The organism is Streptomyces sp. NBC_00075 (assembly GCF_045041225.1).
In the GTDB taxonomy this organism is placed as follows: Bacteria; Actinomycetota; Actinomycetes; order Streptomycetales; family Streptomycetaceae; genus Streptomyces; species Streptomyces adonidis.
Genome location: NZ_CP108243.1, coordinates 10,612,053 through 10,628,168, shown reverse-complemented (window position 1 = coordinate 10,628,168; position 16,116 = coordinate 10,612,053). Strand labels below are relative to the sequence as shown.

Annotated in this window: 12 protein-coding genes; 11 read left to right on the top strand and 1 reads right to left on the bottom strand. The window is 68.8% G+C overall.

Features of this window, described 5'->3' with window-relative positions; genetic code table 11:
- Window positions 1-17 precede the first annotated feature (17 nt).
- The 4 genes from OG787_RS46485 (at window position 18) to OG787_RS46470 (ending at window position 4,567) form a co-directional block, all read left to right on the top strand.
- Entirely contained in the window at window positions 18-1,346 is a 1,329-nt protein-coding gene (locus tag OG787_RS46485; RefSeq protein WP_405539543.1) for an FMN-binding glutamate synthase family protein, read from the top strand.
- Window positions 1,343-2,461 (top strand): FAD-dependent oxidoreductase, encoded by a 1,119-nt coding sequence (locus OG787_RS46480; RefSeq protein ID WP_405539542.1) that lies wholly within the window; start codon window positions 1,343-1,345, stop codon window positions 2,459-2,461. Before OG787_RS46485 ends, OG787_RS46480 begins: the two co-directional genes overlap by 4 nt.
- Window positions 2,462-2,544: 83 nt before the next feature.
- Window positions 2,545-3,906, top strand: a complete 1,362-nt coding sequence (locus OG787_RS46475; RefSeq protein ID WP_405539541.1) for an ammonium transporter — start codon at window positions 2,545-2,547, stop codon at window positions 3,904-3,906.
- A gap of 4 nt (window positions 3,907-3,910) precedes the next feature.
- A complete protein-coding gene (locus OG787_RS46470) occupies window positions 3,911-4,567 on the top strand; it encodes a helix-turn-helix domain-containing protein (RefSeq protein WP_405539540.1) in 657 nt (218 codons plus the stop codon).
- Window positions 4,568-4,642: 75 nt separating this feature from the next.
- Here the strand turns inward: OG787_RS46470 and OG787_RS46465 are convergent, their stop codons facing one another.
- Window positions 4,643-5,347 carry a FadR/GntR family transcriptional regulator gene (locus OG787_RS46465; RefSeq protein ID WP_405539539.1) on the bottom strand — a complete coding sequence of 235 codons (705 nt, stop codon included), beginning with the start codon at window positions 5,345-5,347 and terminating at the stop codon, window positions 4,643-4,645.
- 302 nt (window positions 5,348-5,649) lie between these two features.
- Here OG787_RS46465 and OG787_RS46460 point away from each other — a divergent pair, with 302 nt between their 5' ends.
- The 7 genes from OG787_RS46460 (at window position 5,650) to OG787_RS46430 (ending at window position 15,979) form a co-directional block, all read left to right on the top strand.
- The gene (locus OG787_RS46460) at window positions 5,650-6,756 is read left to right on the top strand and encodes a mandelate racemase/muconate lactonizing enzyme family protein (RefSeq protein ID WP_405539538.1); all 1,107 of its coding nucleotides are present in this window, start codon (window positions 5,650-5,652) and stop codon (window positions 6,754-6,756) included.
- Between the two features lie 418 nt (window positions 6,757-7,174).
- On the top strand, window positions 7,175-8,230 hold the full coding sequence (locus OG787_RS46455; protein ID WP_405539536.1) for an ABC transporter permease: 1,056 nt from the start codon (window positions 7,175-7,177) through the stop codon (window positions 8,228-8,230).
- Entirely contained in the window at window positions 8,227-9,126 is a 900-nt protein-coding gene (locus OG787_RS46450) for an ABC transporter permease (protein WP_405539535.1), read from the top strand. Before OG787_RS46455 ends, OG787_RS46450 begins: the two co-directional genes overlap by 4 nt.
- Window positions 9,123-11,087: an ABC transporter ATP-binding protein gene (locus tag OG787_RS46445; RefSeq protein WP_405539534.1), complete on the top strand. Its 1,965-nt coding sequence runs from the start codon at window positions 9,123-9,125 to the stop codon at window positions 11,085-11,087. Before OG787_RS46450 ends, OG787_RS46445 begins: the two co-directional genes overlap by 4 nt.
- An 85-nt stretch (window positions 11,088-11,172) precedes the next feature.
- Window positions 11,173-12,780, top strand: coding sequence for an ABC transporter substrate-binding protein (locus tag OG787_RS46440; RefSeq protein ID WP_405539533.1), 1,608 nt, complete (start codon window positions 11,173-11,175; stop codon window positions 12,778-12,780).
- Between the two features lie 322 nt (window positions 12,781-13,102).
- The gene (locus OG787_RS46435; protein WP_405539532.1) at window positions 13,103-15,001 is read left to right on the top strand and encodes a CocE/NonD family hydrolase; all 1,899 of its coding nucleotides are present in this window, start codon (window positions 13,103-13,105) and stop codon (window positions 14,999-15,001) included.
- 291 nt (window positions 15,002-15,292) lie between these two features.
- Complete coding sequence (locus OG787_RS46430) at window positions 15,293-15,979, top strand: extracellular solute-binding protein (RefSeq protein WP_405539531.1); 687 nt, start codon at window positions 15,293-15,295, stop codon at window positions 15,977-15,979.
- The last annotated feature ends 137 nt before the right edge of the window (window positions 15,980-16,116 follow it).

Below are 16,116 nucleotides of genomic sequence, written 5' to 3'. Positions count from 1 at the left end.
AGGCAGGGAGTTCACCCGTGGACCACGCTTCCCACGGTCTGCGCGAGTCGGCGACCTTCGACCGCGCCACCATTCACGCCATCCAGCGCGCCGCCGCGACGGGGGTGTACGACATCCGGGGCTGGGGCGCCAAGCGGCCTCTCCCCCACTTCGACGACCTGCTCTTCCTCGGCGCCAGCATGTCCCGCTACCCGCTGGAGGGATACCGCGAGCGCTGCGACACCGACGTCTTCCTCGGCACCCGGCACGCCAAGTACCCGCTGCACCTGGACATCCCCGTCACGATCGCGGGCATGAGCTTCGGCGCGCTCTCCGCGAACGCCAAGGAGGCACTGGGGCGAGGCGCCACCGCCGCGGGCACGTCGACCACCACCGGCGACGGCGGGATGACCCCGGAGGAACGGGGTCAGTCCAAGCACCTCGTCTACCAGTACCTCCCGTCGCGCTACGGCATGAACCCCGACGACCTCCGCAAGGCCGACGCCATCGAGGTCGTCCTCGGCCAGGGCGCCAAGCCTGGCGGCGGAGGCATGCTGCTGGGACAGAAGATCACCGACCGCGTCGCCGGTATGCGCACGCTGCCGGTCGGCGTGGATCAGCGCAGTGCGTGCCGGCATCCGGACTGGACCGGTCCGGACGACCTGGCCATCAAGATCGGCGAGCTGCGCGAGATCACCGACTGGGAGAAGCCGATCTACGTCAAGGTGGGCGCGACCCGCACGTACTACGACGTCAAGCTGGCCGTCCACTCCGGCGCCGACGTCGTGGTCGTGGACGGGATGCAGGGCGGCACCGCCGCCACCCAGGAGGTGTTCATCGAGCACGTCGGCATCCCGACCCTCGCCGCGATCCCGCAGGCCGTCCAGGCGCTCCAGGAACTGGGTGTGCACCGCGAGGTGCAGCTCATCGTGTCCGGCGGCATCCGCACAGGGGCCGATGTCGCCAAGGCGATCGCGCTGGGCGCCGACGCCGTCGCCATCGGCACCGCCGCGCTGATCGCCCTGGGCGACAACCACCCCCGCTACGACGCCGAGTACCGCGAACTCGGCTCCGCCGCAGGCTACTTCGACGACTTCCAGGACGGCCGCGACCCCGCCGGCATCTCCACCCAGGACCAGGAACTCGCCGCCCGCCTCGACCCCGAGGAGGGCGGCCGCCGGCTCGCCAACTACCTCCGCGTCCTGACCATGGAGGCGCAGACCCTCGCCCGCGCCTGCGGCAAGGCCCACCTCCACCACCTGGAGCCGGAGGACCTGGTCGCCCTCACCATCGAGTCCGCCGCGATGGCCAGGGTGCCCCTGGCCGGCACGAGCTGGATCCCCGGTGTGTCCGGGGACGGACGGTGATCGCCGTCGTCGGCGCCGGGCTGATGGGCGCCGCCACGGCCTGGCAGCTGGCCCGGCAGGGCCACGAGGTCACACTGATCGAGGCCTACGACATCGGCCACCAGCACGGCAGCTCGCACGGCAGCTCCCGCATCTACCGCCGCGCGTACGCCGATCCGCTCTATGTCGGCCTCACCGGCGAGGCCCGCGCCCTCTGGCACGAGCTGGAGGACGACACCGGCGCGACGCTCCTGCGCCTCACCGGCGGACTCGACTTCGGGGCCGGTCGTGACCCGCGGTCCCTGTACGCGACGCTGACCGAGTCCGGTGTACCCAGCGAGCTGCTGACCGCCGCCGAGGCGAACGGCCGATGGCCGCAGTTCCGGTTCTCGGGTCCCGTCCTCCACCACCCGGACGCGGGCACCGTCGACGCGGACGCCACCGTCGCCGCCACGGCACGGCGGGCCGCCGGACTGGGCGCCCGCGTGCTCACGGGCACCCGCGTCACCGGTGCCGACGTCCTGCCCGACGGCCGGGTGTCGCTCCGTACCGACGGCGGGGAGGAAGTGGTCGCGGAGACGGTCGTCGTCGCGGCCGGGGCCTGGCTGCCGGAACTCGCCGACGTCCTCGGCGTCCCCGCGCGACTACCGCCCCTCCACGTCACTCAGCAGCAGGTGTTCCACTTCCGGCAGCGTGACCCCGCCGCCGCCTGGCCGGTCTTCGTGCACAAGGAACAGCTGCAGATCTTCGGCCTGCCATCCGGTTCCGACGGCGGGGCGCTGCCCGCCGTCAAGGTCGCCCAGCACGACGAAGGCACCCCCACGACGGCGGGCACCCGAACCGGCACGGTCGACCCCGCCTCCCGCGCCAAGGTCACCGCCTGGGTGGAAGCGGTGCTGCCCGGCCTCGACCCGACGCCGGTCGCCGAGGCCAGTTGTCTCTACACCACCACCCCGGACGAGGATTTCGTCCTCGACCGCGTCGGCCCGTTCGTCCTCGTCTCCCCCTGCTCGGGTCATGGCGCCAAGTTCGCCCCGCTCGTCGGCCGCATGACGGCGGACCTCGCCCTCGGCAGGACCCGGGCTCACCCACGTTTCGCCCTGGCCCGCCGGCGGCTTGCGGAAACTCCGAGTTAACCGGTCACGGCGGGCCCGCGTAACAGCCCTTGTGTTCACTCTCGCGATACAAGGATTCCTCACGCGATACGCGAGGAGAGTAGATGGACACCGGAAGTACCGCCTGGATCCTGGCCAGCACGGCAGCCGTCAGTCTGATGGTGCCGGGGCTCGCCCTCTTCTACGGCGGCATGACGGCCGCCCGGTCCACCCTCAACATGATCATGATGACCTTCGGGTCGGTCGCCCTCGTCGGCTGTATCTGGGTCCTGTACGGATACTCGGCGGCCTTCGGCAATTCGATCGGCGGCGCCGGACTGCTCGGCGACGTGGGCGAGTACCTCGGCATGAAGGGCGTCATCACCGACGACCCGAGCGCCGTCATCCCGGCTTCGCTGTTCGCCGCCTTCCAGGCGCTCTTCGCGGCCCTGACCGCCGCGCTGATCTGCGGCGCGATCTCGGACCGGATCAAGTTCGGCGCCTGGATGGTCTTCACGGGCATCTGGGTGACGGTCGTCTATCTGCCCGTCGCACACTGGGTGTTCGCGTTCGACAGCGAGGGCGTGGTCGGCGGCTGGATCGTCAACGACCTCCACGTCGTCGACTTCGCGGGCGGCACCGCCGTACACATCAACGCGGGAGCCGCGGCCCTGGCCATGGTCCTGGTCATCGGCAAGCGCAACGGCTGGCCGGCCAAGCAGTCCCGCCCGCACAATCTGCCCTTCGTGATGCTGGGCGCGGGCATCCTGTGGTTCGGGTGGTTCGGTTTCAACGGCGGCTCCGCGCTCGCGGCCGGGAACGCCGCCTCGGTCGTCGTTCTCAACACCTTCGCCGCCACCTGCTCCGCGCTGCTGGGCTGGCTGCTTGTCGAGAAGCTGCGCGACGGCCATGCCACCAGCCTCGGCGGCGCTTCCGGAGCCATCGCCGGACTCGTGGCCATCACCCCCGCCTGCGGTGCCGTCAGCCCCGTCGGCGCCCTCGCTCTCGGCGCCGTCGCCGGAGCGGTCTGCGCCCTGGCCGTCGGCCTCAAGTACCGCTTCGGCTACGACGATTCCCTCGACGTGGTCGGCGTCCACCTCGTGGGCGGCGTACTCGGCACGCTCCTGGTCGGTGTGCTGGGCACCGCCGAAGCCCCCAGCGCCCGCGACGGCCTCCTCTACGGCGGCGGGTTCAAGCTGCTCGGCCAGCAGACGGTGGGCGCCCTCGCCGTCCTCGTCTACTCCTTCACCCTCACCTGGCTCATCGCCAAAGCCCTGGACAAGACGATGGGCCTGCGGGTGTCCGCCGATGCCGAGCGCGAGGGCCTGGACGTGGCACTGCACGCGGAGAGCGCCTACGACCTGCTGGGCGGCTCGCGCGGTGGCACGCCGCAACCGGCGGGCGCCACTTCATCCGCCGCCCATGATCCCGGCGCCCCCGTCTCCGGACACCGCCGACAGAAAGCAACGGTCAGTCAGGCAGAATGACGCCATGGCCACCGACCCCGAGCTCCACGACCGCGCCGCCGGCCTGCCCGACCGCGAGATCGATCCCTCCCAGGCCGGGCAGTCCGTGGACCTGGAGGCCACCATCGCGCGCCAGGTACGTCAGTACCGGATCGCGGCCGGGCTGTCGGTGGGCGAGATGGCCACCCGGGTCGGCATCTCCAAGGCCATGCTGTCCAAGATCGAGAACGCCCAGACCTCCTGCAGTCTGACCACCCTCGGCCGGCTCGCGGTCGGCCTCGGCGTCCCGGTCACCGCGCTCTTCCGCGGCGTCGACGCCGAACTCGAAGCGGTCTTCGTCCCGTCCGGGCACGGAGCACAGATCGTGCGGCGGGGCAGCCGCGTCGGGCATCTCTACGAACTCCTCGGCGCCCTGCGCGGCCCGCACAAGCGCATGGAAGCCGTCCTGGTCACCCTCACCGAGGCCAGCGAGGTCTTCCCGCTCTTCCAGCACCCCGGCACCGAGCTGCTCTACATGCTCGAAGGCACCATGGTCTACGGCCACGGCGAGGCGCAGTACACCATGCGTCCCGGCGACGCCCTCCAGCTGGACGGCGAGGGTGCCCACGGCCCTCAGGAGCTCCTCGAACTCCCCATCCGGTTCCTGTCCGTCACCGCCTACGGCGACCACGGCCCCGGCTGATTCCCACCGGCAAGTGCCGGCGCCGGGCCCGCCGACGAGCCCGGATCACGACTCCAGACAGGCCCTGACCAAGGGCTAAGGGCACTCGGTGCGTTCGATGAGCTGCTCCATCACGTCCCGGACCGCTGCTCCGTCTCCCGTCCGCATGGCCGCGAGCAATTCGTGGTGGATACGCACCACAAGGCCGGAGTTCTGGAAATCCTCAGTCATGTCGACGAGCAGGGCCAGCTCGATCAACACCTCATGCTGATAGCGGGCCAGCACCGAACTGCGCGCGGCATGTCCCAAGCTGTAGTGGAAGCGCAGGTCGGAAGTGATCCAGGCGTCCATGTCGTGGTTCTCGTGCGCCACCGTCATCTCGTCGAGGCAGGCAACCATGTGAGCCAGGTCGGCTGGACTCGCGTTCTCCGCGGCCAGGACGGCCAGCGGTAGCTCGATCGCCCTGCGCGCCTGGACGAGCTCCGCGTAGGCGTGTGCGCGCCAGTCGTCAGACCGCCGGGACAGTAATTGCAGCAGGTCGGCGGGAATGTCGTCGCGCGTCACGCGGATCCCGCCCTGGTTGCCCCGGGCCGGCTTGACCAGCCCATACGTCCCGAGAACCTTGATCGCGCTACTGACCGTGCCCTGCGACACCCCGAACCGCCGTGCGAGTTCGCGAGCGGGCGGCAAATGCTCCCCGGCCCGGTACGCACCTGCCCGGATCGCCAGCACGATCTGGTTGGCCACGGCCTCCGGTGCCCGGCCACCCAGCGCCGAGACCGGCTCGAAGCGGAAGTCCATATGGCGGCGCTCATCTCCCTCCGGAGGCGGGGAGGCTGAACGCGGAACAGCGAATCTCGATCGCAAACAGACTCTGGACGTGCCCTAGACGTCCACTTTCCCTATGAGCTAACTTCATAGCTCAAATCAATGAACATTAACAGCTCTCGATCCACCGCCGACGATCGGCCAGGCAATCGGCCTGATATGGACCCGCGAGCGGACCGCCTCATGTGCGGACACCGCCTCGTCCAGCCTTGGCAGGAGCAGCGCCAGCACATCCCGATCAGTGCCCGAAGGAGCCAGCTATCAAGATCACCAACGTGGAACCGATCGTCGTCAAGATGCCATCGGTCAACACGGACCGCGCGGACAGCACGCAGGACGCGTTCTTCATCAGGCTGCACACCGACGAGGGGCTCGTCGGGCTCGGCGAAGCCGACACCTCTCCGTACCTCGCGAAAACCATGGTCGAGATGCCGTCGTCACATGGCTACGCGCAGAGCCTGCGCGAGCTCCTGGTCGGGCGGAATCCGCTGGAGATCGACCGCCTCTGGAACGATATGTATATGGCGACCTACTATTACGGTCGCTTCGGGTTCGCGCTCCATGTGATGAGCGCTGTGGACATGGCCCTGTGGGATCTGGCGGGCAAGTACTACGAGCAGCCGCTGTACCAGCTGTGGGGTGGAGCCCGCCAGAAGTCTGTCAAGCCGTACGCCAGCGAGTTGATGCCGCCGACGGTCGAGGAGACGCGACAGGTCGCGGAGAAGGCCGTCGCCGATGGGTTCAGCGCCCTCAAGCTGGGCTGGGGCACCCTCGGTCAGGACCTGCGGCTGGACGAACTGCGGCTGAGGGCAGCCCGCGAAGCACTGGGTCCGGACCGGGGCCTGATGCTGGATGGCGGCATGAAGTTCACCGTGCGCAGCGCGACCGAGTTGGCCCGCCGCGTGGAGGACATCGGCCTGTACTGGTTCGAGGAGCCCTTCTTCGCCGAGAACCTCAGTGCGTACCAGCGCCTGAGCGATGCGACCAACGTGCGGGTCGCGGCCGGTGAGCAGGAGGCCACTGCCCCTCCGTACCGCCGGCTCGCCGAACACGGCGTGGACGTGCTGCAGCCCGATCTCGCCCGGTGCGGTGGCCCGACCGTCGGCCTGCAAGTGGCGCGCATCGCCGAGGAACACAGCATCGAGGTCATCCCGCACTGCTGGTCGACCGGTGTCCTCGTCGCGGCGACCCTGCATCTGGTCGCCACCCTCGCCAAGACGTCCTTCAGCGAGTTCTCGGTGGTGGATTCGCCGCTCGCCGGCGGCGGAGAACTGCTCCGTGAGCCCTTCCGGCTGCAAAACGGCCGGCTGCACGTGCCCGAGGGACACGGACTCGGCATCGAGCTCAATGACGAAGTCGTCGAAAAGCTGCGCTGCGACTGATCCGCCCGAGCGGCAGTCACCGGCACCACCACGGTGAACGAAGCCGGCCCGGCGCATGCACTTCGGACGACACTCCGTGCCGACATACGGAACGAACCCTGTTGGCTCCGACCCGGAGTGCAGACCATTCCGTTGTTGCCAGCAGACCTTCCGGGCCCGGCCACTCCTCGTGGCCGCACCACCGGGGCGCACTGCTTCCAAGCGGCACGAAGCACCTGACCTGCTCGGATTCGCCCGGCCCGGGGCAGCGACCGTCCCTCAAAGCAACGACATGAACACGCCTTCCGGCTGCACGACGGCCGCCCGCAGGGGCCCAAGGGGCACAGGCTCGGCACGGAACTCAACGACGAGGCCTTGAGAAGTCGCGATGTGACTGATCCGCAAGCGCTGTGGTGAGGCAGAGAAGAAGGAGAAGCCGATGACCGTGACGCCTGTCGTCACCGATGCGGGGATGCCTGGAGGTGGGCCGCCCGCGCACGTGCAAAGTCCGCGGCGCTCGCGTCTGCATCCGCTGGCATCGTTCGTCCTGATCCGTGCGGTGGCGGGGGTGTTCACGCTCCTCATCGCCTCGTTCCTCATCTTCATGGCCGCCCAAGCGCTGCCGGGCAATGTCGCGTCGGCGGTCCTCGGCAGCACCGCGACGCCGGAGCAGACCGCGGCCATCCGCACCGATCTCCATCTCGACGAACCCCTCCTCTCCCGCTACGGGCGCTGGCTCGGCGACCTCCTCTCCGGCCACCTCGGCAACTCCACCGCGGCGCTCGTGCACGGTCAGACCGTCCCGGTGTGGGAAGCGATCAAGGAGCCCTTGACCAACAGCCTCGTGCTGTCGGCGATCACCATGATCGTCTTCGTTCCGCTGGCCTTCGGGCTCGGCGTCCTGACCGCCGTACGAGCCGGAAAGCCCGAGGACCACGCGGTCTCGATGCCCCTGATGGCGATCGGAGCCATGCCGGAGTTCCTGATCGGAACCCTCGTCATCGTGATCTTCTTCTCCTGGCTCGACTGGCTGCCACCGATCGCCCAGGTCGCGCCGGGGACAAGTCCCCTCGACAACCCGAAGTCGCTCGTCCTGCCGATCCTCACCCTCCTGCTCGCCTGCCTGGGCTACTCGGTGCGGCTCATCCGCGCGACGACGCTCCAGGCACTGCAGGAGGACTTCGTCACGATGGCGAGACTCAACGGCTACCGGGAGCGCCGCGTCGTCCTGCGCTACGCACTGCGCAACGCGCTCGCACCCAACGTTCAGGTCATCGCCACGACCATTCGCTACCTCGTCGGAGGCGTCATCATCGTGGAGAGTGTCTTCTCCTACCCCGGTATCGGCAGCACGCTGGTCCAGGCCGTCGGCCTGCGCGACCTGCAGATGATGTCGGTCATCGCCCTCTTGCTGGCGGCGGTGTACGTCGTGGTCAACCTGCTGGCCGATGTGCTCGTCACGGTGCTCGTGCCCAAACTCCGGACCGCGTCATGATCCGCCCGCCCCGGTTCCTGCGTACACCGTCCGGTGCCGTCGGAGCGACCGTCTTCGGCGCGCTGCTCGTCGCCGCCTTCGTCGGCCCGCTCTTCGCTCCGCACGACCTCGACGAGCCCGTCGGACCTCCCGGACTCGAACCCGGATCCGACTACATGCTGGGCACCGACTACTTGGGCCGGGACGTGCTCTCCCGGCTGCTCCACGGCGGAGCCTCGGTCTTCCTCTACGGCGGGGCCGCCACCGCCATGTCCTTCGGTGCGGCCCTCGTGATCGGAATGACCGCCGGCTACAGCCGCTCCTGGCTGGACCCGGTACTCATGCGCATGGTCGACATCCTGCTCGCGTTCCCGAGCCTGCTGATCCTGCTCCTGCTCACCGGTGGCGCCGGCTCCGGGGTGCTGGTCCTGCTCATCGGCGTCACCCTGGTCCAGCTGCCGACAGTCGCCCGCCTCATCCGGACCGCCACCCTCGAAATCGCGCACAAGGGCTATGTCGAGGCGGCGGTCGCCCGTGGCGACTCGACCGCGTCGATCCTCAGGCGGGACATCCTGCCCAACATCGCCAATGTCGTCCTCGCCGACCTCAGCCTGCGCTTCGGCTACTCGATCATCCTCATCGCCAGCATGAACTACCTGGGACTCGGCCTTCAGCCGCCCGCCGCCGACTGGGGCCTGATGGTCTCGGAGAACCGGCAGTTCATCAGTCTGAACCTGGCCGGCGTGCTGGCTCCCGCCATCCTGCTCGCCCTCGTCACCATCTCCGTGAACCTCATGGTCGACGCCTACTTCAAGTCGGTCGGCCGCTCCTCGACGAGTTCGGCTCGGTGGAAGCGACGGCGGACCAAGCCGCTCAGCACGGCCGCGGCCCCGCCGACAGGGACCGTCGCCCGATGAGCAGCCGACAGGGGCACCAGGGCATCCAGGTCAAGAGATCATCCCCTGGCGTACGAACCTCCGAGGAGAGCGCAGGCGTGACACCTTCCACAGCATCAGGCGAGACCGTCTCCGCGCCGTCGGTGAGTGACGAGGCGGCCCTGCGAGTCACCGGCCTGACCGTCCGGGCCTCGACCGGGGCACCGATCATCGAAGGCGTCTCCCTCTCCGTGAAGCGTGGCGAGATCCTCGGGATCGTGGGTGAGTCGGGTTCGGGCAAGACGACGACCGCACTCGCCCTGCTCGGCTACACGAATCCGTCGGCGCGCATCACCGACGGGTTCGTCGATCTCCAAGGACAGCGGCTCGACCCCAGGGACAAACAGAGTGCCCGGCGGTTGCGGGGCGGCATCGTCTCGTACGTTCCCCAGAACCCCGGGACGGCGCTCAACCCGACGATGCGCATCGGTGATGCCATCGCGGAGATGTTCCGCACGCACCGCGGCGTCCCCTTCGACGCCTCCCTGCTTCCGGACCTGCTGGCCGCGGTCGGGCTGCCGACCAGTGAGGAATTCCTCCGCCGGTTCCCCCACCAGCTGTCCGGTGGCCAGCAGCAGCGGGTGTGCATCGCGGTGGCGCTGGTCGCCGAGCCGCCGGTGGTCGTCCTCGACGAGCCGACGACCGGACTCGACGTCGTCACCCAGGCGAAGATCCTCGAAGAGCTGGTCCGGCTGCGGACCGAGCGCAACCTCGCCATGGTCTACGTCACGCACGACCTCGCCGTCGTCTCGCAGCTGGCCGACCGGGTGGCGGTCATGTACGCGGGCCGGGTCGTCGAAGAGGGACCCGTGCGGCAGGTGCTCACCACGCCCCGGCACGCGTACACCGCCGAACTGCTCGCGGCCATTCCCGACCACCTTCGGCCCGCCAGGCTCAAACCGTTGCGGGGCTCCGCCGTGGGTGTGGGCGCGTGGCCCAAGGGATGCGCGTTCGCGGCGAGGTGCTCACTGCGCGTCGACGCATGCGAGGAACAGCTTCCGGCACTCGCCCTCACGGCGCCCGAACACCACTCCAGGTGTATCCGAGCGGCGGACGTCACCCTCGTGCCGGCTGAGCCCCGGCTCCTCTCCGTGCCTGCCGACCAGCACCCGCCGGTGCTCGAGGTCGTCGGCCTCCGTGCCGAGCACCGGGGCCGCCGCGAGTCGGTGGTCGCGGCCGAGGGCATCGACTTCGAGGCCCGCCGCGGCGAATGCGTCGCCCTCGTCGGCGAATCGGGCAGCGGCAAGACGACGATCGCCCGTGTGATCGCGGGGCTGCACGTCCCGTCGGGCGGCCGGATCACGCTCGACGGCGAGCCCCTCGCACCGACGGCTCGCCGGCGCACCCGGGAGCAGCGACGCCTGGTGCAGATCGTGCTGCAGAACCCCACGGACAGCCTGAACCCCAGGCAGACCATCGAGGAGGCGATCTCGCGTCCGCTCCGGTCCCTGCGAGGTCTGCGCCGTAGCGCCGCCTCCACGGAAGTCACCCGGCTGCTGGAGTCGGTGCGGCTGTCCGAGCGGGTACGCAGCCGGTATCCCGCGGAACTCTCCGGCGGTGAGCGGCAGCGGGTCGCCATCGCCCGGGGCCTGGCGGCCGAGCCGAAGGTCCTGATCTGTGACGAGATCACCTCGGCGCTGGACGTGTCGGTCCAGAGCGCCATTCTCATGACCCTCGACGACCTGCGGCGGGATCTGGGCCTCGCCATCCTGTACATCACCCACGACCTGGGGGTGGTGGCCAGCATGGCCGACCGGGTCCTGGTACTCGAACGCGGTCGTCTGTGCGAGGCAGGCGATGTGGGATCGGTTCTGGCCCAACCGCGAAATGCCTATACAGCGCAACTCCTGCGTGCGGCTCCCAGCGTCTCGCAGGCCATCGGTCAGGGACTCGTCGGCCCCGCGGCCGGCAGGTCACCTGCCACGACCGAGCCACACAGCTAGCCACAACTCAACTCCTGTGGGGCACGCACCGTGGCTGCGCCACACCTTGGAAACCACATCGCATACGCACGAAGAGAGAACTGCCATGGCAAACGATCGTTTGTGGACTCCCGGAACAGCCCGGAACCAGTCCGGCCCGTCCCGTCGAGGGTTCGTGCTCGGCGGCCTGGCCGCCACCGCCTCGATCGGGCTCCTGAGCGCCTGTAGCGACGACAAGGCCTCGTCGGCCGCGAGCGGCGGCGGTTCGCCGAAGAAGGGCGGCACGCTGACGATGGCGCTCATCACCTCGGGAACCGCCGAGACGATCGTGCCGGCCGGAGCGGTGAACACACCCGACCAGTTCCGCGTCTACAACCTGTACGACACCCTGTTCCGGCTCGACGCGAACCAGACCGTCGTGCCGTCGCTCGCCCAGGAGGCGACCCCGAACGCGGACGCCTCGGTATGGACCTTCAGGCTCCGTAAAGGGGTGACATGGCACAACGGCAAGCCGCTGACCGCGGACGACCTCGTCTACACGATCGGGACCTGGAAATCGGCGAAGAGCGGCGGATCCGGCGCGGTGAAGCCGTTCATCGACTTCGCGAAGGTCAAGAAGGTGGACAGCCTGACCGTCGAGATCCCGCTCCTCATCTCGGCCGCCGAGTTCCCCTCGATCCTCACCCGTCAGCCGCTGTCCGTCATCCCGGCCGGGCAGTCGATCACGACCGGCGGCGACCATGTCGGCACCGGCCCGTTCAAGCTCAAGGAGTTCAAGCCGGGCGTACGGAGCGTCTTCACGGCCAACGAGTCCTACTGGGACGGCGTCCCGCACGTGGACACCCTCGTCATCGACTCCAGTTACCAGGACGAGACGGCGCGGCTCAACGCTCTGCTCAGCGGTGCCGCGGACCTCATGCCCGCCATGCCCTTCGCCCTGGCCAGCGCCCAGAAGGGGCGCGGCAACGTGAACGTCATCAGTGCCACCTCGCCCTCATGCCAGTCGCTGGTGATGAACTGCCAGGTCAAGCCCTTCACCGACGTGCGCGTCAGACAGGCCATGAAGCTGATCCTCGACCGCGAGAAGATGGTCGACACACTCGTATCCGGCTACGGGAAGCCGGGAACGGACCTCGCCCCGTACGGCGCGCCGAACTTCGCCGATGACCTGGTTCCGCAGTACGACCCCGAGCGCGCCCGCGCACTGCTGAAGGCGGCCGGGCAGGAGGACATGATCGCCACGATCGACACCGCCGCGTACCAGACGGGACAGGTCGAATCGGCGACGTTCTTTCAGCAGCAGGCCAAGGCTGCCGGGCTGAAAGTCCGCATCAACAAGCGGGACGTCAGCTCGTACTTCAACTCGCCGCCGTGGCTCTCCTATCCGTTCTCGACCGACGCCTACCAGACCCTCGTCAGTTCACTGACCACGTTCGCCGTCAACCTCCTGTGGTCCAAGAGTCCGTACAACGAGTCGCACTGGGCGACGCCCGAGTCGGACAAGCTGCTCCTCGCCGCCATGGCCGAAACCAACCCGGCTGCGGCGAAGGACAAGTGGCACGCCTTCCAGAAGCTCCAGTTCGACACCGGTGGCTATGTCATCTGGGGAAACATGGACTACGTCGACGGGCTCGCGGCACGCGTGAAGGGCGTCAGCGCCTCCCCCGCAGGGCCGCTGGGCGGCTTCCGCCTGCACCGCGCCTGGCTCGCGTAGTACGACCGCGGGTTCCGGAGCGACTGCCCCCCGTTCGCCCCGGGACTCGTCGAGCTGACCGAAGAAGAACCGAGCCTGTTGGTCCAGGTGCCGGACTGGGCGAGCGCAGTGACATGGGCCTCGGCCCCGTGCCGGGAACCCGGCCGGCCGCATCCCCTCCACCAGCGCGCCGCCAGACGCACCCACGTGTATGTTCCACGACCTTCGTCATCACAGACAGGCGATCCGTGACAACGGCGGCAGACGCCGTTCCCGGACCGCGAAGGGACGATCAGTGCATCGACAATTCAGACTACGCGCAGACACCATCAGACGAGAGCCCATGGGTGAGCGGCGTCGGCCGGCCTCTCGTGGCCTCACTCGGACCGGGCGGCGCCTTGCCCTGCTCGGCGCGGCGGCACTGCTCGCGGCAGTGCCGACCATGACTGGTCCCGCCTCCGCCTCCGCCACGAAGCCGGCGGCGGCCGGAGCACCGACTTCCTATCCCGGCGGGCACTGGGAACCGGGACCCGCGCAATACGGCGCGAAGAAGACGGTCACGACGACCGTGACCATGGACGACGGAGTGGAACTCTCCGCCACCGTCACCTACCCGACCTCGCTCTCCACCGGAGAGCGGGCTCCGGGCAGCTTCCCCGTCATCGTGCACCACAATCCCTACGGGGACAGCGGCGAGTCCGACGCCTACTTCGTGGAGCGCGGCTATATCTGGGCCAACGTCCGTCCCCGTGGCAACGGCACCTCGGGCGGCGATGTCGGCCTGGCCGGCGCGCGGGACCGCAAGGACGGTGTGCAGATCATCGACTGGGCGGCACACGACCTCGGCGGTTCCAACGGCCGGCTGGGCCTGTACGGATGCTCCTACACCGGGCTCCACGCGCTCACCGACGCGGCATCGGTGGGCCCGGGCTCACCGCTCAAGGCCGTCGCCGGTCTCTGCTCCGCCGCGGCACCGGGGTACTTCAGCCACGAGACTCTCATCAAGGGCGGGTTCCTGACGGAATTCGCCGCCCAGGCAGGTGTCTTCGGCCCCTTCACCGGCGGACAGCCCGGCACGGTCAAGTTCTGGGAAGACCTCCAGACGGAACTCTTCGCAGGCGGACCCCGCGCTTATGACGGCGCGTTCTGGAAGGACCGGGAACAGAACTTCGCACAGGGCATCGTCGACAGCGACGTACCCTCGCTGCTCGTGACCGGTTTCCGTGACGAGACGGAAGCCTCGGCACTGCAGCAGTACGCCAGCACCCAGAACGCCTACATAGGCCGCTCGGTGACAAAGCCCATGGAGTCCTGGCAGCAGTCGGGAACCAGCAAGCACCAGCTGGTCGTCGGTGACTGGGCCCACGGCGAGGGCCTGGACAACGGGATCCTGCTGCAGTGGTACGACACCTGGATCAAGAACGAGAACACCGGTCTCGCCCAGACGACCAGTCCACTGCACCTCCAGGACACGGCTACCGGCGCGTGGATCAACACGACGCGGTATCCCCTGGCCTCCGACTACACGACGTACCACCTGCGGTCTTCCGGAAGCCTCACAGCGGAGCAGGAGACCAGGGCCGCCACGGACAGCCTCGTCTGGGCACAACCGGACACCTCAGGCTCCGAGCTGACCTACACGAGCAAGCCGGTGAGCCACGGCGTCACGGTGGCCGGGCCGATCAGCGCCACGGTGTACGCCAGCTCGAGCAACACCAACCTGCAACTCGAGGCAACGCTTTCCGATGTCGCTCCTGATGGAACGGTGAAGGAGATCTCCGGGTACAACCCCGTCCTGGGCAGCCAGCACAAGCTCGACGCGACGATGACATGGCGCGATTCCCAAGGAAAGATCATCCGGCCCTGGACGAAGCAGGACCGCGACGAATACCTCAGCCCCGGACGTGTCTACCGCCTGGACATCGCCATGGAGCCGAGGCTCTTCAGCGTCAAGCAGGGCCACTCGCTCCGGCTGACGCTGGACACCCAGACTCCCGCCGCTGTCTGCACTCAGCGGGCGTGGGAGGAGCTCCCCTGCTACCACACGGCGCCACAAACGCAGACCCTGCCCGGCGGCACCTATACCGTTCACTACGGCAAGGAGTTTCCCTCGCAGCTCAACGTCCCGTTGCTGCCCAGTAGTTGCTTCCGCGATACCCGCAGTGGTGTCACCCCGACAAGTGGGGGCACGGACCAGCCACTCGACTGGTCAACCGCATCCGCCTGCGGTGGACGCTCCTGACCGCCGGGCGAAAGCCCGCAGGTCGGCGGGGATCGCGCGCCACCGGGGCGTAGGAAACTGATCCGGCAGCGTGGAGCGCGGTTCACGCCTGTGGGTCAAGGTCCGCGCAGCCGGAGCAAGCCCCGCCACGGTCCGGACACTCCCCTCGTCGCACCAGGCCAGGCGGGACACACCCAGCCGTCGGCCCGGCGTTGAGAAGCGGTCCCGGCCGCCCGCGTGAACCTCGCGGGCGGCCGGGACCGTGCCGTCCGGATCAGCAGCCGGCCAGGTCGGACGACTGAGGGACGGGCCGTGATCGATGAACCACGTCTGAGCAGAAGGAAGTTACTCGTCGGCACCGGAGGGCTCATGCTGGGTGCGGCGGGGTGTGCCGCGCCCTCCTTCGGGGCCGAGGGGAAGACCCGGCTGCGTTACTGGCATCTCTTCGGTGGTGGCGACGGGGCCAATATGACCGCGTTGGTCGACGCGTTCGCCCAGGAGCACCCGGGGATCGACCTGGAGGCGACCCAGCTTCAGTGGGGTACGCCGTACTACACCAAGCTGGGCATGGCGGGGGTCGGCGGGCGGGCGCCTGAGGTAGCGGTGCTGCATCTCGCACGGCTCTCGGGGTCCGGGCCGGGGCGGCTCCTCGACCCCTTCGACCTGGACCTGCTGCGTGACCTGGGCGTCGGAACCGGCCAGTTTCCCGAGGCCATCTTCAGGGGCGGAACGATCGACGGGCAGCAGTACGCGATCCCGCTCGACACCCACCCCATGGTGCTCTACTACAACACCGACGTCTGCGCCAAGGCCGGGCTGCCTGGTCAACGTCCAGACGTCCTACGGCCTGCGTTACGAGCAGATGATGGCGTCGGTCGTCATCGCGGGCCTGCCGCTCCTGGTCGTCTTCGCGCTGTTCCAGCGGCAGATCGTGCGGGGGGTGGCGCATACGGGACTGGCGGGGCAGTGAGAGGCCGTCGCGGCCTGTGCGACAGGTGAGTCGTCGAACGCGGTCGACGACCGTCGTGACGGGAGTCGCTGCGCGAACCGTTGACGCGCAAGGGGTTCGATTCTACGGTCCCGTTCGAAGTCGTGACCGGTGTTCACCATATCGAACACGTCTGAACGGGGCCGTT